12 protein-coding genes are annotated in these 26,201 nt (G+C 73.7%); 8 read left to right on the top strand and 4 right to left on the bottom strand.

Annotated features, from left to right (window positions below; translation table 11 throughout):
* Positions 1 to 127 precede the first annotated feature (127 nt).
* The 5 genes from ABT381_RS11430 (at position 128) to ABT381_RS11410 (ending at position 17,210) form a co-directional block, all read left to right on the top strand.
* Positions 128 to 6,538 carry a type I polyketide synthase gene (locus ABT381_RS11430; RefSeq protein WP_351591285.1) on the top strand — a complete coding sequence of 2,137 codons (6,411 nt, stop codon included), beginning with the start codon at positions 128 to 130 and terminating at the stop codon, positions 6,536 to 6,538.
* On the top strand, positions 6,531 to 12,080 hold the full coding sequence (locus ABT381_RS11425; protein WP_351591282.1) for a type I polyketide synthase: 5,550 nt from the start codon (positions 6,531 to 6,533) through the stop codon (positions 12,078 to 12,080). Before ABT381_RS11430 ends, ABT381_RS11425 begins: the two co-directional genes overlap by 8 nt.
* A complete protein-coding gene (locus tag ABT381_RS11420) occupies positions 12,077 to 15,292 on the top strand; it encodes a non-ribosomal peptide synthetase (protein WP_351591279.1) in 3,216 nt (1,071 codons plus the stop codon). The genes ABT381_RS11425 and ABT381_RS11420 overlap by 4 nt, the downstream gene beginning before the upstream one ends.
* Before the next feature lie 53 nt (positions 15,293 to 15,345).
* On the top strand, positions 15,346 to 16,113 hold the full coding sequence (locus ABT381_RS11415) for a thioesterase II family protein (protein WP_351591276.1): 768 nt from the start codon (positions 15,346 to 15,348) through the stop codon (positions 16,111 to 16,113).
* Positions 16,114 to 16,220: 107 nt separating this feature from the next.
* A complete protein-coding gene (locus ABT381_RS11410; RefSeq protein WP_351591273.1) occupies positions 16,221 to 17,210 on the top strand; it encodes a class I SAM-dependent methyltransferase in 990 nt (329 codons plus the stop codon).
* Positions 17,211 to 17,320: 110 nt separating this feature from the next.
* On the opposite strand, the gene ABT381_RS11405 is transcribed toward ABT381_RS11410, so the two are convergent.
* Positions 17,321 to 18,112 (bottom strand): VOC family protein, encoded by a 792-nt coding sequence (locus tag ABT381_RS11405; RefSeq protein ID WP_351591270.1) that lies wholly within the window; start codon positions 18,110 to 18,112, stop codon positions 17,321 to 17,323.
* 305 nt (positions 18,113 to 18,417) lie between these two features.
* Between ABT381_RS11405 and ABT381_RS11400 the strand changes: the two genes are divergently transcribed.
* A complete protein-coding gene (locus ABT381_RS11400; RefSeq protein ID WP_351591267.1) occupies positions 18,418 to 19,254 on the top strand; it encodes a sulfurtransferase in 837 nt (278 codons plus the stop codon).
* A gap of 251 nt (positions 19,255 to 19,505) precedes the next feature.
* Here ABT381_RS11400 and sepH read toward each other — a convergent pair whose 3' ends face one another.
* A complete protein-coding gene (sepH, locus tag ABT381_RS11395; RefSeq protein ID WP_351591264.1) occupies positions 19,506 to 20,624 on the bottom strand; it encodes a septation protein SepH in 1,119 nt (372 codons plus the stop codon).
* Between the two features lie 487 nt (positions 20,625 to 21,111).
* Between sepH and ABT381_RS11390 the strand changes: the two genes are divergently transcribed.
* Positions 21,112 to 22,371: a hypothetical protein gene (locus tag ABT381_RS11390; RefSeq protein ID WP_351591261.1), complete on the top strand. Its 1,260-nt coding sequence runs from the start codon at positions 21,112 to 21,114 to the stop codon at positions 22,369 to 22,371.
* Positions 22,372 to 22,395: 24 nt separating this feature from the next.
* Here ABT381_RS11390 and ABT381_RS11385 read toward each other — a convergent pair whose 3' ends face one another.
* Together ABT381_RS11385 and ABT381_RS11380 are read right to left on the bottom strand one after the other, a co-directional pair.
* Positions 22,396 to 23,715, bottom strand: coding sequence for a D-arabinono-1,4-lactone oxidase (locus ABT381_RS11385; RefSeq protein ID WP_351591258.1), 1,320 nt, complete (start codon positions 23,713 to 23,715; stop codon positions 22,396 to 22,398).
* Complete coding sequence (locus tag ABT381_RS11380; RefSeq protein WP_351591255.1) at positions 23,675 to 24,946, bottom strand: MFS transporter; 1,272 nt, start codon at positions 24,944 to 24,946, stop codon at positions 23,675 to 23,677. Before ABT381_RS11380 ends, ABT381_RS11385 begins: the two co-directional genes overlap by 41 nt.
* A 152-nt stretch (positions 24,947 to 25,098) precedes the next feature.
* Here ABT381_RS11380 and ABT381_RS11375 point away from each other — a divergent pair.
* Positions 25,099 to 26,201, top strand: a 1,103-nt coding sequence (locus ABT381_RS11375; protein WP_351591252.1) for a ferrochelatase, incomplete at its 3' end; no start/stop codon positions are given.

Genomic DNA, 26,201 nt, shown 5'->3' with positions numbered 1-26,201 from the left:
GAAGTTGTAAATGCCAACCAGGCCCACCATTGCGCAGGTTGACTCTCCGCCGCTCCCAGGCTATTAATTATTTGATCTTGATCGGCGGCCTCGACAGGCTTGCCGGAGCGATGGTTATTCCGTTTCGGTGCGAGGTTTTCGCCATGCCCGTACGGGCGTTTTGAGGCAGGGCGACCGGTTTTACTCCCGGTCGCGTTCATCGGTAGCTGCTTTCTGTTTTTATGAACTGGGGGATGCGGTTGTGGATACCGTCGATGACATAGCGGACTGGCTGCGGCAAAGAATCGGAAGTGAGCTCGGTACGGCGATCCGTGATGCCGACCTGGAAACTCAGTTCCGGGACCTCGGTATGGATTCCGCCGGGATGACCGGCCTTACCGCGCAGTTGGCCAAGCGGCTCGGCAGGCCCCTCGCGTCCACGGTCGCCTGGCATTTTCCGACCATTGCCGCCCTGGCCGGCGCCCTCGCCGGCGGCCTGGACGCCCCGGTGAACCCCCCGGCGCAGGCCGACGCGGCCGGCACGGGCAACGCCGTACCGTTCGACGAGCCCATCGCCGTCGTCGGCCTGGCGTGCCGGTTCCCCGGCGCCCCCGATGCCGCCGCGTACTGGGACCTGCTGCGCTCCGGCACCGACGCGGTCACCGGCATCCCCGCCGAGCGCTGGGACGCCGAGGCGCTGTACGACCCGGACCCGCACAAGCCCGGCCGGATGAGCACCCGCCGCGGCGGCTTCCTGCGTGACATCGACCGGTTCGACCCGCAGTTCTTCGGCATCTCGCCGCGCGAGGCCGCCCAGATGGACCCCCAGCAGCGGCTCGCACTCGAACTCGCCTGGAATTCCCTGCAGGACGCCGGGATACCGCCCGCCTCCCTGCGCGACGGCAGCACCGGCGTCTTCCTGGGCACCCTGTGGAGCGATTACGCGCGGCTCGCCGGGCGCGGCCTGGACGACATCCAGCAGCACACCGCCACGGGCCAGGAGCCGAGCATCGTGCCGGCCCGCGTCTCCTACACCCTGGGCCTCCAGGGGCCGAGCATCGGCATCAACACCGCCTGCTCCTCCTCGCTCGTCGCCGTGCACCTGGCCTGCCAGAGCCTGCGGTCCGGCGAGAGCGCGCTGGCTCTCGCGGGCGGCGTCAACCTGGTACTCGCGCCGGAGAGCAGCGCCGCGATGTCGAAGTTCGGCGCCATGAGCCCGCACGGCCGGTCCGCGGCGTTCGCGGCCTCCGCCGACGGATACGTACGGGGCGAGGGCGGCGGCATCGTCGTGCTCAAGCCGCTGTCGGCGGCCCTGGCCGACGGGGACCGTATCCACTGTCTGATCCGGGGCAGCGCGGTCAACAACGACGGCGCCAGCAACGGCCTCACCGCACCGAACCCCGCGGCGCAGGAAGCGATGCTCCGGGCGGCGTACGCGCGGTCCGGCGTCGGCGCGCACGACGTGCAGTACGTGGAGGCGCACGGCACCGGAACCCCACTGGGCGACCCCATCGAGGCGCATGCGCTCGGCACGGTCCTGGGCGCGGGCCGCCCGGCCCAGGAGCCCCTGCTGATCGGCTCGGCGAAGACCAACATCGGCCACCTGGAAGCGGCGGCCGGCATCGCCGGACTCATCAAGGTCGCCCTGGCGATGCGCCACCGCGCCATCCCCGCGACCCTGCACCACGACGCGCCCAACCCCGAGATCCCGTTCGACGAGCTGCGGCTCGCCGTCCCCACCGCGCTCACCGACTGGCCCGGCGACGGCGCCCGTATGCTCGCCGGGCTCAGCTCCTTCGGCTTCGGCGGCACCAACTGCCATGTCGTCGTGGAGGGTTCGCCCGCCTCCGAAGCACAGCTGCTGCCGCTGTCCGCGTCGAGCCCCGAAGAGCTGCGGGCGGCCGCGGCCGGGCTGCGCGAGACGGTGGCCGAGGGGCCGGAGCGCTCCGTGCCCGACTGGTGCGCGACCGCCGCCCTGCGCCTGAGCGGCCACCCCTACCGGGCGACGGCGCTCGTCCGCACCAGGGACGACCTGCTCGGCGCGCTGGACACCATCGCCGCCGGCTCCTGCCCGACTCCCGGCACCCCGCCGCGCCTCGCGTTCGTCTTCTCCGGCCAGGGCTCGCAGTGGTGCGGCATGGGCCTGGACCTGCTGCACACCGAGCCCGTCTTCCGCGAGGCACTGCGGGAGTGCGACCGCCTGATCCGCGCCCACGCCGGAATCTCGGTCGTCGAGGAGCTGAACCGGGACGCCGGCGCGTCCCGGCTGGACGCGACGACGGTGATGCAGCCGGCCGTCTTCGCGGTCCAGGTCGCGCTCGCGGCGCTGTGGCGCTCGTGGGGCATCGAGCCGGACGCCGTCGTCGGGCACAGCCTCGGTGAGGTGGCGGCGGCCCATGTGGCGGGCGCGCTGAGCCTGGGGGACGCGGTCCGGGTCGTCTGCGAGCGCAGCCGCCTCATGGCCCGCATCGAGGGCGAGGGCGCCGTGGCGGTGGTGGACCTGCCCTTCGCCGAGGTGCGGGACCTGCTCGACGGTCACCCCGGCCTCTACGCCGCGGGCGCCAACAGCACGCGCAGCTCCGTCGTTTCGGGCGACGCCATGGCACTCGACACGTGCCTGGCCGAGCTGAGCGAGCGCGGCATCCGGTGCCGGCGGGTGAACATGGGCGTCGCCTCCCACAGCGGACAGTGCGACCCGCTGCTGCCCGAGCTGCACGAGGCCCTGTCCGGCATCCGGCCGTCGCGGGCCACGGTTCCGGTCGTCTCCTCGGTGACCGCGGACTTCGTCGACGGCACCGCGCTCGACGCCGCGTACTGGGTGCGCAACCTGCGCGAACCGGTGCTGTTCGGGCCGGCGGTCGAGCGGCTGCTCGACGACAAGTACGACCACTTCCTCGAGATCAGCCCGCACGCCGTCCTCACCGGTCAGGTGGCGGTGACCGCCGGGGATCACGGCGGCCGAGCCCGTGCCCTGCCGTCGCAGCGCCGTGGCGAGGGCCCGCGCGAGGTCATGCTGGAAACCCTCGGCGCGCTGTACCACGCGGGCCGGGACATCGACTGGCGCCGCGTCCACCCCGCGGACCTGCGCCTTGCCGAACTCCCCGCGGCGGCCGAGCGGATCGCCGTACCCGCGGCGGAGGACCATGCCGTACGCGCCCTCCCGCTGAGCGCCCACTCCCTCCCGGCGCTGCGCCAACTCGCCCGAGAAACAGGGCAGTTGCTCGACGGACCCGCACACATCGACCTCGACGACCTGTGCCACACCGCGGCGCTCGCCCGCGACCACCACGAACACCGCGCGACGGCGGTCTTCGCCTCGTACGGGGAACTCACCGCCCAGCTCCGGGAGTTCGCCGCGGGGCGCACGCCGGCCGGTCTGGTGACGGGCCGGGCCCGGCGCCGGCCGACCGGTCCGGTGTTCCTCTTCTCCGGCCAGGGCGCGCAGACCGCCCGCATGGGCTGCGAGCTGCTGGACCGCGAGCCGGTCTTCCGGGACGTACTGGAGCGGTGCGACCGGTGGCTGGCCGAGCGGGCGGGCTGGTCGCTGATCGCCGAGCTCCACAAGCCCGAGGGCGCGTCCCGGATCGACGACACGGAGATCACCCAGCCCGTCCAGTTCGCCCTCCAGGCGGGCCTGGCCGAACTGCTGCGCTCCTGGGGCGTCCGACCCGCCGCGGTCATCGGCCACAGCGCCGGTGAGATCGCGGGCGCCTACTGCGCGGGCGTGCTCACCCTTGAGGACGGACTCCTCGTCGCCCTGCACCGCGGCCGGATCCTCCAGCGGGCCACCGGCACCGGCCGGATGGCCGCCGTGGGCCTCGGCGAGCGGGATGCGGCCCGCCTCCTGGAAGGCCGTACGGGGGTGTCCGTCGCCGCCGTCAACGGCCCGCGCACCACGCTGCTGAGCGGCGGGACCGAGGCCCTGCAGGCACTGCTCGACGACCTCGACCCCGCCGTCTTCCGGCGGCTGCTCCGCGTCGGCTACCCCTCGCACAGCCCGCAGATGCGGGTGTACGAGGAGGAGCTGGGCCGGCTGCTCGCGGACGTCCGGCCCCGGGCCGGCGACCTACCGGTGTTCTCCACCATCGACGCGGACTTCCGTCCCGGAGAGCACTTCGACGCCCGCTACTGGACGCGGACGATCTCCGAGCCCGTACGGTTCTCGGCGGCCATGGCGGCGCTCGCCGCCGAAGGCCACCGTTCGTTCGTGGAGCTCGGGCCGCACCCGGTGCTGGTCGCCCCCGCGTCCCAGTGCCTGGAGCAGGACGGGCACGACGGCCTCGTCGTGCCGACCATGCGCCGCGAGGGCGGCGAGCAGCAGGCGCTGCGGGAGACGGCCGGCACCCTCTGGGCCCACGGGCACACCGTGGACTGGAAGGCGCTGCGGACCCGTCCCGGCCGCCTGGTGACCACGCCGGACTACCCCTGGCAGCGTGCGCGGTACTGGCTCGACCCGGCGCCGCTGACCGCCCGGGAACCGGCCACCGGAACCCTGCTGGACCTGCTCGCGCGCGGTGACCTGGACCGGGTGGCCGAGGAGCTCGCCCGCCAGGGCGGCCTGTCGGACGCGGAGACCGGTCTGCTGCCCAAGATCCTCCAGCGCCTCGCCCCGGCCGGCGCCGAGGACACGCACGAGTGGCTGCACCGCGTCGTCTGGCGCGACAAGCCGCTCGCGACGGCGGCGAAGAGCGCGGCACCCGGCGGCTGGATCGTGCTGACCGGCGACCCGGAGGGCCCGTTCGCCCGCGCGGTGGCGCACGCGCTGCGCGCGGCCGGGCAGAGCTGCGCGCTTGTCCGGACCCCGGCCGGTTCCGGCAGCGAGCGGGAGCTGTCGGCGGCACTGCGGCAGGCCGCGGGGGAGTTCTCCGTACCGTGCCGCGGCGTGCTGCAACTCGCCCACGCAGACGCGGAGTCGGGCCACGAAGAGGCCCTGGAGCACTGCCTGCGTCCGGCGCTGGCCACGGTGCAGGCGCTCGCTTCCTGGACGGAACGGTCCGCGCCACGGCTGTGGCTGGTCACCTCGGGCGCCCAGCCCGTGGGCGAGCGGCCCGCCGCGGGGAACGTGGCGCACGGCGCACTGTGGGGCTTCGGCCGAGTGGTCGCCCTCGAACACCCCGAATTCTGGGGCGGGTTGGTGGACCTCGACCCGGCGCACGACGACGCGGTACGCGCGGCGGACGCGCTGGTGCGCGAACTCCTCGCCGGAGACGGCGAGAATCAGGTCGCCCTCCGCGGCGGCGGCCGTCACGTCGTACGGGTGGCACCCGACGGCGAGACGCCCGACTCCGTGCCCCCGGCCGCGATCCGCCCGGACGGCGGCTACCTGATCACCGGCGGGCTCGGCGGCATCGGCCTGGTGGTCGCCCGGTGGCTGGTCGCCGCAGGCGCCCGGCACCTGGTGCTGCTCGGCCGCCGCGCGCCGTCCGCCGAGGCCCGCGCCACGCTCGCGGAACTGACCGCCTCGGGCGCCACCGTCGACGTCCTCCAGGCCGACGTCACCCGCGCCGAGGACGTCCAGCGCGTGGTGGGCGAATTCGGGCGGCGGCGCCCCGCGCTGCGCGGTGTGTTCCACGCCGCCGGCGTCCTGGACGACGGCACGCTGCTCCAGCAGGACTGGGACCGCTACCGGGCCGTCCTGGCACCGAAGGTGACCGGCGCCCACCACCTGGACGTCTGCACCCGGGACCTGTCGCTCGACCTCTTCGTGCTGTTCTCCTCGTTCGTCGCCGTGCTCGGCTCGCCCGGGCAGGGCGGCTATGCGGCGGCCAACGCGGTACTGGACGCCCTGGCCCACCACCGCGTCTCGCTCGGGCTCCCCGCGACCAGCGTCAACTGGGGGCCGTGGGAAGGCGTCGGCATGACGGACTCGGCCGCCGCGGCCCGCTACCGCTGGAGCGAACGCGGCGCCCAAACGATCACCCGCGCCGCGGGCGCCCGCCTCCTCGACCGGATGCTGGCACGGCCCGTGCCGCAGCTGGGCGTGTACGCGGTCGACTGGGAAACGTACGACGGCTGGCTGCCCGCCACGGCGGGCCGCGACCTGCTCGCCCTGGTGCACGCCCCGGCCGGCGTCACGCGCACCGAAGAGGCGGACCCCGCGTCCGCCCTGCCCGACCGGCTGGCCGCGCTCGACCCCGGGGACCGGCTGGAGCACCTGGTCGGGTACCTGGCCGGGCAGGTGGCCGACGTCGCCGGATTCCCGGCGGAGCACGCCGTGGACCCGGACGCCGGCTTCTTCCAGCTCGGCCTGGACTCGCTGATGAACCTGAAGCTGGTGACCCGGCTGCGCGAGGCGATGGGCGAGCGGCTGACCCTGCCGGGAACCCTGCCCTTCGACCATCCGACCTGTACGGCACTGGCCGCCCACCTGCTCGGCGCGCTCGGACTCGCCCCGGGCGAGGACGAACAGCCCGCCGAGGACAGCGCCGAGGACAGCGCCGAGGACGCCGTCGAGGACCTCCTGGCCGAGGTGGAGGCGCTCTCCGCCGACGAGGCAGCGCACTTCTTGGACCAGCTCACCCTCGGCAACGAGCCCGGAAGGGACCAGACGCATGAGTAACATCGCCGACCGGATCGCGGCGCTCCCCGCGTCCCAGCGGGCCCTCCTGGCGGACCGCCTGCGCCGACAGCAGCGCGCCGCGGCCCCGGCTCCCGAACCGATCGCCGTGGTGGGCCTGGGCTGCCGCTTCCCCGGCGGGGCCGACGACCCCGAGTCCTTCTGGGACCTGCTGACGTCCCGTACGGACGCGACCCGCACCGTGCCCGAGGGCCGCTGGGACGCCGAGCGCCTGCACGACCCCGAGGCGGCGACGCCCGGCACCGTACGGACCAAGCGCGGCGGCTTCCTCGACTCCGTCGACACCTTCGACGCCGAGTTCTTCGGCATACCCCCGCGCGAGGCGGAGACCCTCGACCCGCAGCACCGGCTGCTGCTGGAGGTCGCCTGGGAGGCCCTGGAACACATGGGGCAGGCGCCCACCGCGCTGCAGGGGACCCGGACCGGTGTCTTCGTCGGCATCGGTATCGACGACTACAAGCTCCTGCAGACCGGCGACCCGGCCCGGATCGACGGGCACATGGCCACCGGCAACCTCTTCTGCGCGGCCGCCGGACGCCTGTCCTACCTCCTGGGGCTGCACGGCCCCTCCCTCGCCGTGGACACCGGCTGCTCCTCGTCCCTGGTGACGGTCCACCTGGCGATGCAGAGCCTGCGCTCGGGCGAGTGCGACCTCGCGCTCGCCGGCGGCGTGCACGTCATGGCGGCGCCGGACATGACCGTCTCGCTCTCCCAGGCCGGGGTGCTCTCGCCGCAGGGCCGCAGCCGCGCCTTCGACGCCTCGGCCGACGGGTACGCCCGCGCCGAGGGCGCCGGAATCGTCGTGCTCAAGCGCCTGTCGGACGCCCGGGCGGCGGGGGACACGGTGCTGGCCGTGGTCCGCGGCTCCGCCGTCAACCACGGGGGCCGCGGCAGCGGCCTCACCGTCCCCAACGGCAGCGCCCAGAAGGACCTGATCACCACCGCGCTGAAGGCCGCGCGGGTCAGCCCGGCGGACATCGACTACGTCGAGACCCACGGTACCGGCACGCCGATCGGTGATCCCATCGAGGCGAACGCGCTCGGCGCCGTGTACAAGCAGGGCCGCACCCCCGAACGCCCGCTGCTCATGGGCACGGTGAAGACCAACCTGGGGCACCTGGAGGCGGCGGCGGGCATCGCCGGGCTCATGAAGGTGGTGCAGTCCCTGCGCCACGAGGAGCTGCCGGCCCATCTCCACCTGGACGCGCGCAATCCGCAGATCGCCTGGGACGACCTGCTGCTCGACGTGCCCACCGAAGCCCGGCCGTGGCGCCGCGGCGAGCGGCCGCGGCTGGCCGGCGTCAGCTCCTTCGGGATCGGCGGCACCAACGCCCATGTGATCGTCGAGGAGGCGCCGCCGGTCGCCGCGGAACCCGGGCAGCCGTCCGTACGGGAGCCCGGGCACCACCCCGTCGCGCTGTCGGCCCGCACGGAGCCCGCGCTGCGCCGCATGGTCGAGCGCTACCGGATTCACCTGGAGCGGCACCCGGACGCCTGCTGCGCGGACGTGGCGTACTCGGCGAACACCGGACGCGCCCACTTCGCCCGGCGCGCCTTCTTCGCCGCCTCGGACACCGAGGACCTGAAGGCACAGCTCGCGTCCTGGGAGCCGGCGGAGACCCCGGCCGATCCCCGTACCCCCGGTCACGACTTCCGTACCGCGTTCCTCTTCACCGGCCAGGCGTCCCAGTACTTCGGCATGGGCGCCGGCCTGTACGACCGGCAGCCGGTGTTCCGGCAGGCCATCGACGCCTGTGCCGAGCTGTTGCGGGAGCGGTACGGGTGGTCCCTGACCGACGTCCTGTACGCGCGGGACGGCGACCGGTCGCTGATCGACCGTACGGAGTACGCGCAGCCCGCGCTCTTCTCGGTGGCGTACGCGCTGGTCTCCATGTGGCGGGCGTGGGGCATCACGCCCTCCGCCGTCCTCGGGCACAGCGTCGGCGAGCTCGCGGGCGCCGTCGCCGCCGGAATCCTGCGCCTGGAGGACGCGCTGCCGCTGGTCGCCGAGCGCGGCCGGCTGATGTCCGCACTGCCGGGCGACGGCGGCATGGCCGTTGTCATGGCGGACGAGCCGACCGTGTCCGATCTGCTCGGACCGTACGCGGGCCGACTGAGCGTCGCCGCGGTCAACGGCCCGCTCCAGACGGTCGTTTCGGGCCCCGCCGACGCCCTTGAAGAGCTGCTCGGCGCGCTGCACGAGAGAGGCGTCGGCGCCCGGCGGCTCAACACTTCGCACGCCTTCCACTCCGCGCTCATGGAGCCGATGCTGGAGCCGTTCGGCGCCCTGGTCGCCGGCGTGCCGCACCAGAAGGGGACCATCCCCGTCATCTCCACGGTCACGGGTCAGCAGATCCACGGCGCGGACATGGCCGAGGACGGCTACTGGACGCGCAACGCCCGCGACGCGGTCCGCTTCCTCCCCGCCGTCCGCACGCTGCTGGAGCGGCGGTTCGACGCGGCCCTGGAGATCGGCCCGGAGCCCGTACTGACCCGCCTGGTCACCAAGCAGGGCCTGGACCCCCGTACGGACCGGCGCTGGCTGCCCTCCCTGTCCCGGCACACCGACGACTGGCAGCAGGTCCTGCGGACCCTGGGCAGCCTGTACGAGGCCGGCGCGGACGTCGACTGGCAGGCCGTGCACGCCGGTTCCGACGGCAAGCGGGTGCCGCTGCCCACGTATCCGTTCGAGCGGAAGCGTTACTGGCGCGACACGCGGACCGCGCGCGGCGCCCGTCCCGCGGGCACGCCCGTCTTCCCCGGCACCCGGCTCAGCTCGCCCGCGCTGCGGGACACGGTGTACCGGAGCCGGTTCACCGCCGACTCGCCCGCCTTCCTGGCCGATCACGTGCTCTTCGGCGAGGTGGTGGTCCCCGCGGCGTCCCACCTGGCGATGACCGTGGCCGCCGCGGTGCAGGAGCGCCCGGGCGGCGCGCTGCTGGAAGGTGTCTCCTTCCCGCAGGCGCTGAGCCTGGACGACGCCGAGCGGGAGATCCAGCTGATCATCGAGGGCGACGACGCCTCGGCGCCCCGCAGCTTCCGGGTGGTCAGCGCGCCGGCCGGGACGACGGACCGGCAGGGCTGGACCACCCATGCCACGGGCACGCTGGACGTGCCGCAGGCATCGGGCACGGCCGTACGCCCGCCCGAGCCGCGCGAGTTCCTGGAGCGGCAGGGCGGCCTGCGCCTGGACGGCGCCGACTTCTACACGGCGATGCACGAGAACGGCGCCGACCTCGGCCCCGGCTTCCGTTACATCAGCGAGGTGACCCGCCACCCCGGCGAGGCGCTGATCCGGATGCTCCCGCCCGCGTGGGACGAACGGGACGGCCGCTTTCTCCTGGCGCCCGGACTGGTCGACTCGTGCGTGCAGGCCGTGGTGGCCCTGGTCTGGTCCGCCGACACGGACGCGGAGCTGGGCGTACGGGTGCCCATCCGGCTGGACGCCCTGCGGTTCCACCAGGCGCCGCCGGACGCGCCCCTGTGGTGTCACCTCAAGGAGCGGCCGGACCAGAGCCCGGACGCCGAGACGGTCGTGGCCGACCTGCTGCTGTCCGACGAGGACGGCAACCTCGTACTGGCGATGGACGGCCTGTGGCTGCGCCGCGTGTCGGGCGATGCCCTGCTGCGCCGCGAGACGGCCGTCGTACGACGGCCCGTCTGGGAGGCGACGGCCCCGCAGCCGGTCTCCGACGGCGCCGAATCGGCGTCCGGGGACTGGCTGGTCCTGGCCGACCGCGGGGGCCTCGGCACCGCCCTGGCCGCACAGCTGCGCGCGGCCGGCCGCGAGGTCACCGTCGTGCCGGCCGATGCCACCGCGGATCTCGCGGCGCTCGTACGGGAACGGGCGGCCGGCGAGCGTCCGTTGAACGCCGCCTTCCTGTGGGGCCTCGACGAGCCGGACGAACTCACCGCGGACTCGCTCGACCAGGCCCAGGAGGCCGGTTCGGCCGCCCTGTTGACGGCCCTTCAGGAGCTGGCCCTCGGGGGCCGCGCCGCGCGGGTCCTGGTGGCGACCCGGGGGGCGCAGTCGCCCGCCGCGCACCCGGTACGGGTCGCGCACGCCCCGCTGTGGGGCCTGGCGGCGATCGCCAATGCGGAGAACCCCGACGTACGCTGCGTCCTCGTCGATCTCGACCCGGACGAGCGGGCGGCGGAGCGCGAGGCCGAGGCGCTGTGCGCCGAGGCGCTCGGCACCGCGCCCGACACACGGATCGCCTTCCGCGGTGGCCGGCGCCACGTCGCGGGGGCGCCCGCAACGGCTCCCGCGCACGACGCCGCCGCGGCCGAGCAACTGGTCCGCGCCGACGGCACCTACCTGGTGACCGGCGGGCTCGGGGCGCTGGGCCTGCACACCGCCGACTGGCTGGTGAGCGGCGGCGCCCGGCACCTCGTACTGGTCGGCCGCGGGGCTCCCTCGGAGGCCGCGGGCCGCCGCATCCGCGAGTGGGAGCGGGCGGGCGTCCAGGTCCTCGTCCGGCAGGCGGATGTCGCGGAGTTCGACGCCGTACAGCGGCTGCTCGCCGGACTGGACGACGCCCTGCCGCCGCTGCGCGGAGTGATCCACGCGGCCGGTGTGCTGGACGACGGCAGCATCCAGCGGCAGAGCGCCGAACGGATGCGCGCGGTGATGGCTCCGAAGATGCGCGGCGCCTGGAACCTGCACCTGCTGACCCGGGACGCGAAGCTGGACTTCTTCGTCCTCTACTCCTCCGTGGCCGCCCTCATGGGCTCCCTCGGCCAGAGCGGTTACGCCGCCGGCAACTCCTTCCTCGACGCCCTCGCGCACCACCGGGAATCCCTCGGACTGCCCGCGACCAGCGTGGCGTGGGGGCCGTGGAGCGGCGGGGGGATGGTCGCGACGCTGGACGCGCACGCCGAACGCCGGGTGCGGGAGAGCGGCTTCGGGATGCTGGAACCGGGGCCCGCGTTCCGGGCGCTGGAGGACGTACTGCGGGCCGGGATCCCGCACGCGTACGTCCACGGCGGCGAGCCGGCGTCCGGTACGGGCCGCTCCGCGGTGGCGGACCGGTCCTCGGCCGGGCACCGGGACACCGCGACCGGGCAGACCGTGTACGACCGCCCGTCCGACCTTCCTCCCGCGCTCGCGCCGCGGAACGAGACCGAGGCCGGGCTGGTGGCCATCTGGGAAGCACTCCTGGGCATCCGCCCCATCGGCGTCGAGGACGACTTCTTCCGGCTGGGCGGTGACTCCATCACCAGCCTGCGGATCATCAGCCGGGCCAAGCAGGCCGGCATCCGGCTCAGCGAGGCCGACTTCTTCGCCCACCCGACCGTGGCGGAGCTGGCGGCCACCGCGAGCACCGCTCCCGCGCCGGACGACGCTCCTGCGCGGCAGGCCCCGGCGGCGGACGGACCGGCGAGCGCCGGTGTCCGCGCCTCCCACCTGGCCGAGGACGACCTGCAACGGCTGCTGTCCCGCATCGGCTCCACCGCGGCGGACAACGACGGCCCCGACAACGACGGCCCCGACAACGACACCACGGAAAGGCGGACCCGATGACCACGAGCATTGAGGGCGTACACCCCCTCTCGCCCCTGCAGCAGGGCCTGCTGTACCACACCATCGCCGACCCCGGCACGTCCTTCTACGTCGACCAGATCGTCCAGACGCTCGACGGGCACCTCGACGCCGAGGCGCTGGAACGGGCGTGGCAGCGGGCCGTCGACCGGCACACCATCCTGCGGTCCTCCTACCACTGGGAAGAGATCGCGGAGCCCGCACAGGTCGTGTACGCCGGCGGCACCGTGCGCATCGAGCGGCACGACTGGCGATCCGCCGCATTGGACGGCGCGCCTGACGGTGCATCGAATGCGGTAGCGGTCGGCGGCAGCGTCGAGGAGCGGCTGGAGGACTTCCTGCGCACCGACCGGCGCCGCGGGTTCCGGCTGGACCGCCCGCCGCTGTTCCGGCTGCATCTCATCCGGGTCGCCGAGCAGCGGCACATCCTGGTCTTCCGCTACCACCACATCCTGCTCGATGCCTGGTCCGCGCTGATGCTGCTGGAGGAGGCGCTGTCCTCGTACGACCAGCTCGTACGGGGACAGGAGCCGCCGACCCGGGCCGTGCGGCCGTACCACGACTACGTGGAGTGGGTACGCCGTCAGGACCTGGGCCCCGCCGAGGAGTTCTGGCGCGGCGAGCTGGCGGGCTTCCGGCCCGCGCCGCTGGCCGTGGAGGCCCCCGCGCAGGACACCGACGGCGGGCAGGCGGAGGCCGGCCGGGAGAACCCCGAGGTGTCGCTCGTACTCGGGCGGGAGACCGGGGACGCGCTGCGCGCACTCGCCCGCGAGCACCGGATCACCCTCAGCACCGTGCTGCAGACCGCCTGGGGCCTGCTGCTGAGCCGGTACACCGATCAGCCGGACGTGGTGTTCGGCATGACCATGACGCACCGGCCGGCCGAGCTGGACGGGATCGAGGACACCCTCGGCCTGTTCATCAACACCCTGCCGCTGCGCATGGAGCTCGCCCCCGACCGCCCCTTCGCCGAGGCGTGCGCCCAGGTCCAGGCCGCGCAGACGCGGGTACGGGGCCACCTGGCCAGCCCGCTGGCCGATGTCCAGCAGTGGAGCGACGCCGAACCGGGCGAGCCGCTGTTCGAGAGCATCATGACGATCCTGAACGTGCCGCGGATCGCGAGCCTGGGGCGCCGTACCGGCGAACTGGAGGTCCAGCGGGGCGAGTACCGCTACCACACCAACTATCCGCTGGCCGTGCTCGTCATCCCCGACGACGAGATCAGCCTGCGCATCGGCTACGACCCGGCCCGCTTCGACGCGGCCACCGTCGAGCGCATGCTCGGACACTTCGCCACGATCCTGGAGACGGTGGCCGCCGACCTCACCCGCCCGGCCGGCCAGATCTCCCTGCTGACCGGCGGGGAGCGGCAGCTGCTCGACGAGTGGAACACCGGCGCGGCGGTCGAGCAGCCCGGCGTGTGCGCCCAGCGGCTGTTCGAGGAGCAGGCGGAGCTGACACCGGACGCACCGGCGGTGGCCTTCGGCGAGCGTGTCCTGACGTACTGTCAACTCAACGAGCGCGCCAACCGGTTGGCGCACCTGCTGCGCGAGCACGGCATCGGTCCCGAGGTCCGGGTGGGACTCTGCCTGGAGCGCTCGACCGACCTCGTGGTCGCGATGCTGGGCGTACTGAAGGCCGGCGGCGCGTTCGTGCCGCTCGACCCCGCCTACCCCGAGGACCGTCTCGACTTCATGAGCCGGGACGCCGGACTGTCGCTGCTCCTGACGAGCAGCACGGCCAAGGCGCACCTGCCGGGGATCGGCGTCCGCACCCTGCTGCTGGACGAGCAGGCCGAGGAGATCGACCGGCAGAGCACGGACCCAGTGGCCGCCGGTGTCCGCCCGGACGGCCTCGCGTACGTCATCTACACCTCGGGCTCGACCGGACGGCCCAAGGGAGCGCTCGTCACCCACGACGGGCTGGTGAACAGCTGCCTGGCGCAGAAGGACGAGTTCGGCGTCGGGGCCGGTGACCGGGTGCTCCAGTGGGCGTCCCCGAGCTTCGACGCATCGGTGTTCGAGGTCTTCCTCGCGCTGGGCGCGGGAGCGGTGCTGTGCCTGGCCTCCCAGGAAGACGTCATGCCGGGGCCCGGGCTCGTCGACCTGCTGGCGCGCGAGCGCATCACCTGGCTGGTCATGGCCCCCTCCGCGCTGGCCGCCCTCCCGGCGGAGGCGTCGGGGCGGCTGCCCGCGCTGCGCGGCATCGTGCTCGGCGGCGAGTCGATCTCTCCGGCGCTGCTCGAACGGTGGTGCCCCGGCCGACGGCTCTTCAACGTGTACGGACACACGGAGACGAGCATCTGGGCCACGGTGGAGGAGTGCGCGGCGGACGGGCGGCCCCCGTCGGTCGGCCGGCCGGTCCGCGGCGTACGGCTCCATCTGCTCGACGGCAACGGACAGCCGGTCCCGGTCGGCATCCCCGGCGAGCTGTGCCTCGGAGGCGTCCAGGTCGGCCGCGGCTACCTGAACCGGCCCGAGCTGACCGCCGAACGCTTTGTGCCGGACCCCTTCTCCGACGCCCCCGGCGCCCGCCTCTACCGGAGCGGCGACCTGCTGTGCAGGCGCCCCGACGGGCAGCTCCACTTCGTCGGCCGGGTGGACGGCCAGGCGAAGATCAGGGGCCTGCGCATAGAGACGGGCGAGGTGGAGAGCGCGCTGCGCGAGCACCCGGACGTGAAGGACGCCGCCGTACAGGTGCGCGACGGCGCCGACGGAACCGGTGCCGACCAGCGGCTGGTGGCGTACCTGGTGATACGGCCGGGGGACGAGCGACCGGAGGAGGACTGGCGGGTCTTCCTGCGCCGGACGCTGCCGGACTACATGGTGCCCAACTCCTTCGTCACGCTGGACTCCCTGCCGCTGACCGCCAACGGCAAGCTGGACTACGCGGCCCTGCCGGAGCCCGAGCGGAACCTTCCGGCCGACGGGCGGGCGGCGCCGCTCACCCCCTTGGAGAGCCGGGTGGCCGAACTGTGGGCGCAGACGCTGGGCCTGGAGGCCGTCGGCGCGCACGAGGACTACTACGCGCTGGGCGGCAACTCCATCAAGGCCACGCGCATCGTGTCCCGCATCCGCCAGGAATGGCAGGTGGAGTTCTCCGTACGAGCGGTACTGGACAGCGGCACGGTCGCGGGCTGCGCGGCGGCGCTCGCGGAGGCATTGGCGGCGGTGGACGAGGCGCCGGCGGGCTGAGATTCCCATCTTCTTTCTTCGACTGTCTTGTGACGTGCTTGCGAAAGGACCACATGAGCACCACGGTTGACGATCCGGGTGTGCTGTTCCCTTTTGGCACCCCCGATCCTGAAGCGCCCGTGCGCGTCTTCTGCCTGCCGTACGCGGGCGGCGGCGCCGGCCTCTACCGCACATGGACCCGGCGGCCCGCCTCGGGCGCGGCGTCGTTCGTCCCGGTGCAGCTGCCGGGCCGCGAGAACCGGCTCCACGAGCAGCCGGAGCGCGATTTCGACACGCTCGCCGAGCGCCTGGCGCGGGCGATCGCGCCGTGGACGGGCGAGCGTTACGCCCTCTTCGGGCACAGCATGGGCGGCCTGCTCTCCTACGAACTCGCTCACCGTTTGCAGGAGTTGACGGGACGGCCGGCCGAACGGCTCGCCGTCTCCGCCTGCGCGGCGCCCGACGTGGAACGCCCCAGCTGGCGCATCCACGACCTCCCCAGGGAGGAATTCGTGGCGGCGGTACGGCGGCTCAACGGCACCCCGCAGGAGGTGTTCGAGGACCAGGACCTCCTCGACCTGTGCCTGCCGCGCATCCGCGCCGATTTCTCCGTACTGGCGAGCTACCGCTACCGCCCGCGGGACCCGCTGCCCGTGCCCGTAACGGCGCTGGGCGGAACCCGCGATCCGCAGGTGCCCACTTGGTCGGTGGAGAGCTGGCGCGAGCACACGGCCCGCGATTTCCGGCTGCATCTCGTGGACGACGACCACTTCTTCATCCACCGGCACGAGCAGGCCGTCTTCGAGCACATCACCGATGGGCTCCACGAAAAAGCTTGCTGAACATTCCGAGCTGAACATTCCGATTTCCAGCTCGGCATTCCGGGCTCGGCATTCCGAGCCGAACTTCCGCAGAACTTGCCGAACATGATCACAACGAGGGGTATGGCATGAGTAAGACCGGTACGACGATCACCGAGGTGTACAACCACGCCGTGGCGGCTTCGGCCATCAGCGCGGCCTGGGAGGTCGGCGTCTTCGACGCACTGCGGACGGAAGGACCCCTGGACGCCGAGACGTTCGCGGCCGAGCGGGGACTGGACGCGCGCTCGATGCAGGAGCTGTTCCGCGCGCTGGCCGCGGCGGAGGTCGTCGAGCGGGACGGTGTAAAGGTCCGACCCGGCGCGAACTTCGACGAGGCGGACCGCGCCAAGTCGCTGTTCCACTGGACGACCAAGGGCTGCGGCGAGCTGTTCTCGACGCTCCCCGACCTGATCCGCGAGGAGAACCGCGAGGGCTCCTTCTACCGGCGCGACGCGGCGGCGATCAGCGTCGCCTGCCGTGAGATCAACGCCGAGTGGTGGGACCCGGTCTTCTGGCCGGTGGTGAGCGGGCTGGACTTCACGCACGCCGCCGACCTCGGCTGCGGCAGCGGCGAGCGGCTGATCAAGCTGGCCCGGTCCCGGGAGGGCGTCCGCGGCCTGGGCATCGACCTCGCCGACGGAGCCATCGAGGTCGCCACCCAGTCGGTGGCCGAGGCGGGCCTCTCGGACCGCATCAGCATCACCCAGGGCGATGCGACGGCGCTGGAGCCCCGCCCCGAGTACGCCGGGGTCGACCTGCTGACCTCGTTCATGATGGGCCACGACTTCTGGCCCCGCGCCGAAGCGGTCGCGTCGCTGCGCCGCATCCGCGAGGTCTTCCCGGACCTGAAGCACTTCCTGCTCGCGGACGCGACGCGGACCACGGCGTACGCGGACACCGAGATGCCCGTGTTCAGCATGGCGTTCGAGTTCGCCCACGCGGTGATGGGCGACTACCTCCCCACCCTGGAGGAGTGGCGCCCGGTCTTCGAAGAGGCCGGCTGGCGTCTGGTGGGCGAGCACCCCATCTCCGTACCGGCGGAGAGCGTGATGTTCCACCTCGAGCCGGTCCGCTGATCCGCTGATCCGCCGCCGTCCCGGTGCACCGGGACGGCGGTCTCCTCCTCGGCACGATCCTGGGGTCCTCCGGTCAACGGCAACCTGACCGGAGGGCCCTCTTTCCGAAGTCAGCAGCCGGCCCGTGTGGTGGGCCGCTGCACCACCATGAACTCCGCGCCCTCCGGATCGGCGACCGTCGCCAGCCGGCCGTGGGGCGAGTCCCGCGGCGCGCCGATCACCCGCCCGCCCAGCTCCGCGACCCGGCGGGCCGCCGCGTCCGCGTCGGAGACCGCGAAGTACGTCGTCCAGTGCGGCCCCCGCTCCCGGGGCAGCGCGTCGCCCGCACCATGGATGCTCGCCACCGGGCGTCCCTTGAGGCACAGTGTCAGGTCGTCGTCTCCGGGGCGGCCCGCCGCCTCCGTCTCGAAGCCGAAGACGTGTTCGTAGAATCTGCCGGCCGGCGCGGCCTCCGGGGTCACCAGTTCGTTCCACGCCAGGGTGCCCGGCTCGCCGACCACCGCCGTGCCCTTCATGGTGTGCCCCTGCCAGATCCCGAAGACCGCGCCCTGCGGGTCCGAGGCGAGCGCCATCCGCCCCGCGTGGTCGGCGTCCAGCGGGCCGACGCCGACCGTGCCCCCGCAGGCGCGGATCCGCTCGGTGACGGTGTCCGCGTCGTCGCTCGCCAGATAGGGCGTCCAGGCGATGGACAGCTGCCGCTCCGGGGGCAGCGTCCCCATCCCGGCCACCTCCCGGCCGGCCGACAGCGCCCGTACGTAGGGACCGAGTTGCTGCGGCCCCGGCCGGAACTCCCAGCCGAACAGCGCACTGTAGAAGTCCTGCGTGGCGGGCAGGTCGTGCACCATGAGACTCACCCAGCAAGGGGTGCCGGGCGTCCGCCGGCTCGCTGCCTCGGTCGTCATCGTCGCTTGCTCCTCGGACCATCAAGGGTGGGGACCGTACGGATACGGGCCGTCCTACGGGCTGTGCCGTGCAGATGCTCGCACTCCCCGGTGGGCGGCGCGGGTCGGCCGCGCCGCCGGTCGCGCGACCCGTTGTGCGGCCCGCCCGTAGAGTGCCCGATCTGATGACGCAGTGCCGTTTCTGCCGATGTCACCGTCCTGTGTGAGGGCTCCCTCGTCCACGTCGTGCGGAACTGGTTCCTGCACTTCCTCACGACGTGCCCGCGGTCGGCGTGGGCCGGTCGCGACTGCGCGAGGATGGGGTTATGAATGCCATCATCTCCGCTACCGAACTGGCGAGCGAACTGGCGGGCGGGACGCCTCCGGTGCTCCTCGACGTCCGCTGGGAGCAGGGCGGCCCGTCAGGGCACGCCGAGTACGCGACCGGCCATCTGCCCGGCGCCGTCTACGTCGACCTCGACGCCGATCTGGCCGGGCCCGCGGGCTCCGGGGGCCGCCACCCGCTGCCGGACCCGGAGGACTTCGCGGCGGCCATGCGCGCGGCCGGCGTCTCCCGGGACCGCGAGGTGGTCGTGTACGACGGCGGACAGGGCTGGGCGGCGGCCCGCGCCTGGTGGCTGCTGCGCTGGGCGGGGCACGAGGCCGTACGCGCCCTGGACGGCGGCCTGGCGGCCTGGCGGGCAGCCGGCGGTGAGCTGACCGACGAGGAACCCGCTCCGAAGCCCGGCGACTTCACGGCGGCGCCCGGCGCGGTGCCGCTGCTGACCGCCGACGAGGCGGCCGCGCTGGCCCGGCGCGGGGTGCTCCTGGACGCGCGGGCGGCGGAGCGCTACCGGGGCGAGGCCGAGCCCATCGACCCGGTCGCCGGCCACATCCCCGGTGCACGCTCCGCCCCGACGGTCGAGAACGTCGGCTCCGACGGCAGGTTCCGGCCGGCCGCCGAACTGGCCGAGCGCTTCAGGGCCCTGGGGGCAGCGCCGGGCGCCGAGGTCGGGGTCTACTGCGGCTCGGGTGTTTCCGCTGCGCATGAGGTGCTGGCGCTCGCCGTGGCGGGCGTGCCGGCGGCCCTCTACGTCGGCTCCTGGAGCGAGTGGTCGGGCGACGCGTCCCGGCCGGTGGCCACGGGGCCCGAGGCGGGCTGAGAGCGCGCGCCGGAGGCGGTACGGCGGTACGCAGGCGGGTGCGAGGGCATCGCACCCGCCGAGGCCGCCCGGCGGACGGACGCGGGGCCGCTTGCGCGGTCGCGCGAAGGTCGGGACCGCCTTGCAGAACCGTTTCGGTCCCGGCCGGACGGCTCGCAGAACCGTTTCAGCCCCGGCCGGGCTGCCCGCAGGACCGTTTCCGCTCGCGGGCAGCCCAAGGCCGTACAGGCCTTGAGCCGACCGCTCCGGGGTCAGGCGTCCGGCTTCTTGCGCCGCGTGCCGAAGACGATCTCGTCCCAGCTGGGCACCGCGGCGCGGCGGCCGGGGCGGACGCCGTCCGCTTCGGCCTGGCGGTCGGTCGTGCCCGTGAGCCGGTCCCGATGGCCCGCGACGGCGCGCGGCATCAGTACGTCGGCATACGCGGATCCGGCGCCCGCGCTCGCCGCCGGGGCGGGCGGCTCCTCGACCTCGGCCTCCGTGGCCGGCTCGTCGTCCGGCGCCGTCTTCGGCTCGGGGACGACCAGGTCGCCCCGGAAGCTCGGCACCGCCTCCAGCAGGCTGGTCAGCGAGTCGCGCGGGTCCCGCTCCTCGGTCTCCTCGACGGCGGCCGACGCCGCGGGCACGTCGTCCTCCTCGGCGGCCGGCGGCGCGGGCCGCTCCGCGGGCTGCGGCCGTTCCAGCGGACGGTCCAGGGTCCGGTCCAGTGGCCGGTCCCGGGGCAGCCGGGCGATCCGCGGCACGAACGGGAAGCTCGGCTCCGGGGTGTCGTCGGTCTCGCCGATCAGCGCCCGCGCCTCGTCGTCCACGGCCTGCACGAGCCGCCGGGGCGGGTCGTACGTCCAGCTCGCGGAGTGCGGCTCGGCGGCGACGCGGTAGACGAGCAGTACCTCCCAGGTGCCGTCGTCCCGGCGCCAGGAGTCCCACTGCACGCTGTCCTTGTCGGCGCCGCGCAGCAGCAGCCGCTCGGCGACCGCCTCGCCCAGCTGCGGACCGGTGTTCTCGCCGGGCCGGCGCACGGGCGTCTTGCGGGCGCGCTCGGCCATGAAGGCGCGCTCGGCGAGCACCGGGCCCTCGAAGCGCCGTACCCGGTCGACGGGGATGCCGGCGAGCTGTGCGACCTCCTCGGCGGAGGCGCCGGCCCTTATACGGGCCTGGATGTCGCGTGGCCGGAGGTGGCTCTCCACCTCGATCTCGATCTGGCCCAGGCGTGCGCGGTCATTGCGCACCGCGGCACGCAGCCGCTCGTCGATCGGCAGCGTGTACTCGGTGCTGTCCGCAGCCTTGAGCACCAGCCGTGTGCCGTCGTTCGAAACGGCCACGACACGCAGTTCGGGCATGGGGACCTCCCGGGTGGTGCCTGCCGACGTCACGTGCGTCGCTGCTTCCGCTAGTCGAGTGTGGCCTGCCCGGGTGCAGCCTGCCACAACATTGCCGAGTTGCCCGGCGTGTCAGGTTGTGGCCCTGAAACGCCGTTATGACACGGTAACCAGTTTGCAACCTCCGGTGACCGTACCGGTTGCCCTGTGTACCAGCACCCCGTGCCGAGTGGCGGCGCCCCGGGGCGAGAGCCGCCTTGCGGGCCCCTCCCGTGGGTCCGGGCAGCCGGACGGGAAACCGGGGCCAGGATTCGCAACAGTACTCCATTCGGACCACCGGGGTGGGGCGCCGCGCCGCCGAGTTTTCCCTGTCCAGGGGAGTTCGGTCGCCTTGTCGACCTCTCTACTTATACGACCGGACGGCAGGTCTTACGGAATGGTGTGACCTGGTTCACAAAATGGCCAGAAATGGAACTATCCAGTCCGCCCAAATGTCCCTTCTCTGTGCAAGACGGATCGAAGCGTCGATCAAGGGCCGAGGATGGACGACAGAACCGATAGCAAGACAAAGAAGACGGGGAAGGAGAAACGGATCGACCTGAGCGTCGCCCAGGTGGCGGGCAGCGCGCTCGCGGCGGCGGTCGCCGCATACCTGGCCGGACGGCTCGGCGTCTACGGGACGGTCATCGGCGCCGGCATCGTCAGCGTGGTCGCGACCACCGGCGGGTCGATCTTCCAGCACCTCTTCCGGCGCACCGGGGAACAGGTCAAGGAGGCGACGGTCAGCACGCGGCCCCGGCCGCGCCGCCGCCAGGAGCTCGGCAGCCGGACGACGGCCTCCGGTACGGGTGCGCGCGGGGCGACGCGCGTCAGGTCCGCGCCCTCGGCGGGCGTGACGATGGTGCTCCCGACGTTCGACCGCGGCGGTACGGAGGACGAGATCACCTCCGTGGCGGCGGCCAGGAGCGCCGACGCGACCCGGGCCATGCCCCGCTCCTCGGCTGCCGAGGCGGCACAGACACAGATCCTCACGGCCACACCTGCGGCCGACGAGACGCAGGCCCTCACGGTCCCGCCGACGGCCGAGGAGACGCAGGTCCTCAGCGCCCCGCCCACGGCCGACGAGACGCAGGTCCTCGTCCCGCCCGGCGCGGAGGACGCTACCCGGCCGGCGCCGCAGCAGGACGCGCGCACGATGGCGCTGCGTACCGTGGCGGAGCCGCCCGGCGGCGCCTCTGTGGCCCAGACCCCGGACGTGGCGGCCCCCGACGCGGAGTTCAGGACGCTGTACGGCACCCGGCTGCGCGGCCGGCGCCGCACCCTGCTCGCCGCGCTCGCGGTCTTCCTGCTCGCGATGGCCGGGGTCACCGCCTTCGAGCTGGCCACCGGGCACGACGCCGCCGGCGGCAACGGCACGTCGGTCAGCAACTTCTTCCGCTCCGGCGGGGGCGGCGACAGCGCCCCGACGACGCCGACGCCGCAGCCGAGCACGTCCACCGAGGACACGGACCACGGCGGCGCCACAGAGGGGCCGACCCCGCAGCCTGACGCCACGGACGGCAGTACGGACAGTGGCTCCGACGCGCACTCGGGTGCGGAGCGCGGCAGCGACACGGGGAGCGGCTCGGACGACGAGTCCACCGCGCCCAGCCCGTCGCCGAGCGATGGCGACGAGTCCTCGGACCCGGCGCCCACGCCGACCGACGGCTCGGACGACGGCGCGAGCAGCAGCCCGGACACCGGGAGCGGCGCCGACGGCGCACAGGACGCCGGACAGACCCCGGCCCCCGGCTCCTCCTGAGCCGGGCCCGGGGCGCGCCCCGCGTCAGTCCCCGAGCACGCGCCGCAGATACGCGTTGTCGAACACCCGCTGCGGGTCCAGCCGGTCCCGCAGCGCGGTGAACTCGCCGAACCGCGGGTAGGCGGCGGCGAGGTACGCCGCGTCCCGGGTGTGCAATTTCCCCCAGTGCGGCCGGCCGCCGTGCGCGGTCATGATGCGCTCGGCGGCCGTGAAGTACGCCTCGTGGGGCGTGCCCCGGTACATGTGCATCGCTATGTAGGCGGTGTCCCGCCCGGAGGCGGTGGACAGCGGGATGTCGTCCCCGGGTGCGGTGCGCACCTCCACGGGGAAGCTGATCCGCAGCCCGGAGCGCTCGACCAGCGCGCGCAGCTCCCGTAGCGCCGCGATCGCCGCCTCCCGGGGGAGGGCGTACTCCATCTCCACGAAGCGCACCCGGCGCGGGCTGGTGAACACCTTGTACGGGATGTCGGTGTACGTACGGGCGGACAGCGCGCGGCTGGAGAGCTTGGCGATGCCGGGGATGGTGGCGGGCAGTGCCCTGCCGACCGCGCAGGCCACCTGGAAGACGCCGTTGGAGAGCAGCTCGTCCTCGACCCAGCCGCTGACGGCGCCGTTCGGTGCCGCGGGCCCCTGGCTCCGGTTGTTGCGCTTGGTGTTGCAGTTCCCGGTGTGCGGGAACCAGTAGAACTCGAAGTGCTCGTTCTCCGCGACGAGCGCGTCGAAGTCCGCGGTCACCCGGTCGAACGGCATCGGCTCCTCACGGGCCGCGAGCAGGAACTCCGGTTCGACGGCGAAGGTCAGCTCGGTGAGGACGCCGAGCGCGCCCAGGCCCAGCCGGGCCGCCGCGAAGACGTCCGCGTTCTCCTGTGCGGAGCAGCGCAGTACGGAGCCGTCGGCGGTGACCAGCTCCAGGGCCACGATCTGCGCGGAGAGCGAGGCGGAGTCCCGGCCGGTGCCGTGCGTACCGGTGCTGGTGGCGCCCGAGACGGTCTGCTCCATGATGTCGCCCATGTTGGCCAGCGACAGGCCGTGTGCCGACAGTGCCGCGTTCATGTCCTTCAGGGGCGTGCCGGCGGCCACGGTGACGGTGCCGGCGGCGCGGTCCACCTTCCGTATGCCGGTCAGCCGTTCGGGGCGTATGAGGAGCCCTTCGGTGGCCGCGGCGGGCGTGAAGGAGTGGCCGGTGCCGGCCGCCTTCACGGTCAGCCCCTCGGAGGCCGCCTGCCGCACGGCCGCCGCCAGCTCCTCCGTGGAGGCCGGTGCCACGCTCCGTACGGGGCGGGCCTCGACGTTCCCCGCCCAGTTACGCCACACGCTCTCCCGAGTCGTTCCGGTCACTGTCATGCGCGCCCAGCCCTCCCGTCACCCGGGGCGAGGGTGCCCCCGCCCGCGTCGCCGCCGGCCGCAGCCGGCGGTATCCGAGGAACGCGACCGCGGCCGCGAGCGCTCCGGCCGCGACCGGCACGACGTACCCCGTACGGGCCCCGGCCGCGTCCACCACCCAGCCGGCGGCCGACGAGCCGAGCGCCACCCCGACCGCGAGCCCGGTGCTCGTCCAGGTCATTCCCTCGGTCAGTTGCGCGCGTGGTACGTGCTGCTCGACGAGGGCCATGGTGGTCACCATCGTCGGTGCGATGGTCAGCCCCGCGACGAAGAGCGCCACGGCCAGAAACGGCAGGTTCCCGACCAGTTGGAGCGGGATCATACTCACGGCCATGGCGAGCACGCCCAGTACCCAGCGCCGTGCGGCCGGGCCCGAGGGGCGCAGCATCCCGAAGACCGCGCCCGCGGAGCAGGACCCCAGCGCGTAGACCGCCAGGACGAGGCTGGCCGCGCCCTTGTGGCCCTGGGCCTCCGCGAAGGCCACCGTGACCACGTCGATCGCCCCGAAGATCGCGCCGGTGGCCGTGAAGGTGACGACCAGGACCTGCAGTCCCCGGGAGCGCAGCGCGGAGCCCTTCGTGTGGTGCTCACGCGGGTGCGGTACGGGTTCGGTCGCGTGCTGCGCCGTCAGCCAGAAGACGCCCGCCGCCAGGAAGACGGCGGCCAGCAGCGGCCCGGCCTCGGGGAACCACGACGTGGAGAGCCCGATGGCGAGGATCGGGCCGACGATGAAGCAGAACTCGTCGACGATCGACTCCCAGGAGTACGCGGCGTGCAGCATCCCGGGGGAGCCGCGGTGCACCTCCGCCCACCGGGAGCGCACCATCGCGCCGACGCTGGGCACGCAGCCCGCGCAGGCCGCGAAGACGAAGAGCGTCCAGTCGGGCCAGCGCTGCTGGGCCGCCGTCAGGAGGGCGGCGAGCGCGGCCAGTGCGACGAGGGTGGCAGGCCGCAGCACCCGGCGCTGGCCGTGCCGGTCCACCAGCCGGGAGATCTGCGGTCCGAGCACGGCGGCGGACAGCGCGACGGTCGCGGAGAGCGCGCCCGCCAGGCCGTACCGGCCGGTGAGCTGGGAGACCATCGTGACGATGCCGATGCCGGTCATGGAGAGCGGCATGCGCCCCAGGAACCCGGCGGCCGTGAAGGACTTCGTGCCGGGCCGGTCGAACAGGGCACGGTAGGGACTGGGCAAGGGGGCGCTCCGCCGGGTGAGGTCCGCGGGAACCGCGGTGAGCTGCGTCAGGACCGCAGTAAGGAACGTACTGCAGCGATACAGCTTACGGGTGGCACTCCGTCGGCGCCTCCCGTTTTCCGGCTGTCAGTGGCGGGTGGGAGGATCGGAACATGCCCGAACAGCCAGTGCCCGCTCCCTACGACGCCCTGCTCCTCCTCTCCTTCGGGGGGCCCGAGGGCCCCGACGACGTGGTCCCGTTCCTGGAGAACGTGACGCGCGGCCGCGGCATCCCCCGTGAGCGCCTCAAGGAGGTGGGACAGCACTACTTCCTGTTCGGCGGCGTGAGTCCGATCAACGCGCAGAACCGCGAGCTGCTGGACGCGCTGCGCAAGGACTTCGCCGAGCACGGCCTGGACCTGCCGGTGTACTGGGGCAACCGCAACTGGGCGCCGTACCTGACCGACACGCTGCGCGAGATGGTCCGTGACGGCCACCGCCGCATCGCGGTGCTGGCCACGAGCGCGTACGCCTCGTACTCGGGCTGCCGGCAGTACCGGGAGAACCTGGCCGACGCGCTGGCCACCCTGGAGGCCGAGGGCCTGGAGCCGCCGCAGGTCGACAAGTTGCGGCACTACTTCAACCACCCCGGCTTCGTCCGCCCCATGGTCGACGGCGTGCTGGCCTCGCTCGCCGAGCTGCCCGACGACGTCCGCGCGGGCGCCCACATCGCGTTCACCACGCACTCCATCCCCACCGCCGCCGCCGACACCTCGGGGCGCCCGGAGGAGCACACCGAGGGCGGCGAGGGCGGCGCGTATGTCGCGCAGCACCTCGACGTGGCCCAGGTGATCGCCGACGCGGTGCGCGAGGAGACCGGCACGGCCCACCCCTGGCGGCTCGTCTACCAGTCCCGCAGCGGCGCCCCGCACATCCCCTGGCTGGAGCCCGACATCTGCGACCACCTGGAGACGCTGCACACGCAGGGCGTCCCGGCCGTCGTGATGGCCCCCATCGGCTTCGTCTCGGACCACATGGAGGTCAAGTACGACCTCGACACGGAGGCCACGGCCAAGGCCGCCGAGCTGGGCCTGCCGGTGGTCCGCTCCGCCACCGTCGGCGCCGACCCGCGGTTCGCCGCGGCCGTCCGCGACCTGCTGCTGGAGCGCGCGGCGGCCGAGCGCGGCCGCTCCCCGGAGCGCTGCGCGCTCGGTGCGCTGGGGCCCAGTCACGACCTCTGCCCGGTCGGCTGCTGCCCGGCCCGCTCGCCCCGGCC

It is taken from the genome of Streptomyces sp. NPDC000151 (assembly GCF_040301705.1).
Lineage (GTDB): Bacteria > Actinomycetota > Actinomycetes > Streptomycetales > Streptomycetaceae > Streptomyces.
Note: the sequence above shows the minus strand (reverse complement) of the source record. Positions and strands in the feature narration are given on the sequence as shown.

Excerpts from the sequence above, each read along its gene's own strand:
- ABT381_RS11410 (WP_351591273.1), top strand. The coding sequence starts at position 16,221 with ATGAGTAAGACCGGTACGACGATCACCGAGGTGTACAACCACGCCGTG.
- ABT381_RS11400 (WP_351591267.1), top strand. The coding sequence starts at position 18,418 with ATGAATGCCATCATCTCCGCTACCGAACTGGCGAGCGAACTGGCGGGC.
- ABT381_RS11425 (WP_351591282.1), top strand. The coding sequence starts at position 6,531 with ATGAGTAACATCGCCGACCGGATCGCGGCGCTCCCCGCGTCCCAGCGG.
- ABT381_RS11420 (WP_351591279.1), top strand. The coding sequence starts at position 12,077 with ATGACCACGAGCATTGAGGGCGTACACCCCCTCTCGCCCCTGCAGCAG.
- ABT381_RS11415 (WP_351591276.1), top strand. The coding sequence starts at position 15,346 with ATGAGCACCACGGTTGACGATCCGGGTGTGCTGTTCCCTTTTGGCACC.
- ABT381_RS11385 (WP_351591258.1), bottom strand. The coding sequence starts at position 23,715 with ATGACAGTGACCGGAACGACTCGGGAGAGCGTGTGGCGTAACTGGGCG.
- ABT381_RS11390 (WP_351591261.1), top strand. The coding sequence starts at position 21,112 with ATGGACGACAGAACCGATAGCAAGACAAAGAAGACGGGGAAGGAGAAA.
- ABT381_RS11405 (WP_351591270.1), bottom strand. The coding sequence starts at position 18,112 with ATGACGACCGAGGCAGCGAGCCGGCGGACGCCCGGCACCCCTTGCTGG.